Below are 1547 nucleotides of genomic sequence, written 5' to 3' on the forward strand. Positions count from 1 at the left end.
CTCACGGGCGGTGAGACGGCCCGGACGCCGCTCACGCGCCGGGAGCGTCCGGAAGCGGTGCCCCTCTCGTTCGCCCAGCGTCGCCTCTGGTTCATCAGCCAGCTGGAGGGCCCGAGCGCCGCCTACAACATCCCGGTGGCGCTGCGACTGACCGGTGAGGTCGACCGCGAGGCGCTGAACGCCGCCATGCGGGACGTCATCGGCCGCCACGAGGTGCTGCGGACGGTGTTCACCGCCGTCGACGGCGAGCCCTCCCAGCGGATCCTCGGCCTCGATGACCTGGCCTGGGAGCTGGAGTTCGTGGACATCGACCCCGCCGATCTGGAGGGTGCGGTCGCCGCGGCGTTCGACCACCCCTTCGACCTGGCGGAGCAGGTGCCCTTCCGCAGCTGGCTGTTCCGCAGCGGAGCGGACGACCACGTCCTGGTCGTGGTCCTGCACCACATCGCCGGCGACGGCTGGTCGAGGGCCCCGCTGGCCCGTGACCTGTCGACCGCCTACGCGGCGCGGCGCGCCGGGCGGACGCCCAGGTGGGAGCCGCTGCCGGTGCAGTACGCGGACTACTCGATCTGGCAGCGCGAACTCCTCGGCGACGACGAGGATCCCGACAGCCTGATGGCACGCCAGATCGCCTACTGGCGCGAGAAGCTCGCCGAGATACCGGAGGAGCTGGACCTCCCTGCTGACCACGCGCGTCCTGCCGTCGCCACACACCGCGGCCACGGCGCACCGCTGCACGTCCCGGCGGCCGTCCACGCGCAGCTCGCCGAGCTCGCGGCCGCGGAGGGCGCGACCGTGTTCATGGTGCTGCAGGCGGCCCTGGCCGCCCTGCTGAACCGCGTCGGGGCCGGCACCGACATCCCGATCGGTTCGGCGAACGCGGGTCGCACGGACGAGGCGCTGGACGACCTGGTCGGCTTCTTCGTCAACACCCTCGTGGTGCGTACGGACCTGTCGGGCCGGCCGACGTTCCGCGAGGTGCTGGGACGGGTGCGCGAGGCCACGCTGTCCGCGCTGGCACACCAGGACGTCCCGTTCGAGAAGCTGGTCGAGGAACTCGCCCCGGCCCGGTCGCTGTCGCGCCACCCTCTCTACCAGGTCGCGCTGACGCTGGAGAACACGGTCGAGGCCGTGCTCGACATGCCGGGCGTCGAGACCGGCGGACTGTCGGCCGGGGACACGGTGTCCCGGTTCGACCTGGAGGTCGGCCTCCGGGAGGTCTTCGACGCTTCCGGTGCTCCGGCGGGCCTGTACGGCGCGGTGGTCGCCTCGGCCGATCTCTTCGAGCCGGAGTCGGTCGAGCGCCTCGCGTGCTGGTTGGGCCGGGTGCTGGAGGCCGTGGCGAGCGACCCGGCTCAGCCGGTGGCGCTGGTGGACGTGGTCGACCCCGTCGAGCGTCGGCGGGCGTTGGTGGAGTGGAACGACACGGCGGTCGAGGTCGCCCCGTTGACCGTGCCGGAGCTGTTCGCCGCGCAGGTCGCGCGTACTCCGGAGGCGGTGGCCGTGGTCGCCGACGGAGCCGAGCTGTCGTACGGCGAGCTGGACGC

The 1547-nt window shown here is 72.9% G+C and carries 1 protein-coding gene; it reads left to right on the forward strand.

What is annotated here, in order from left to right; translation table 11 throughout:
- Nucleotides 1-57: 57 nt before the first annotated feature.
- Nucleotides 58-1547 (forward strand): condensation domain-containing protein (locus ABT300_RS43910; RefSeq protein ID WP_351688749.1); only part of this gene is annotated, 1490 nt, incomplete at its 3' end.

Source organism: Streptomyces sp. NPDC001027 (assembly GCF_040299045.1).
Classification (GTDB): Bacteria; Actinomycetota; Actinomycetes; order Streptomycetales; family Streptomycetaceae; genus Streptomyces.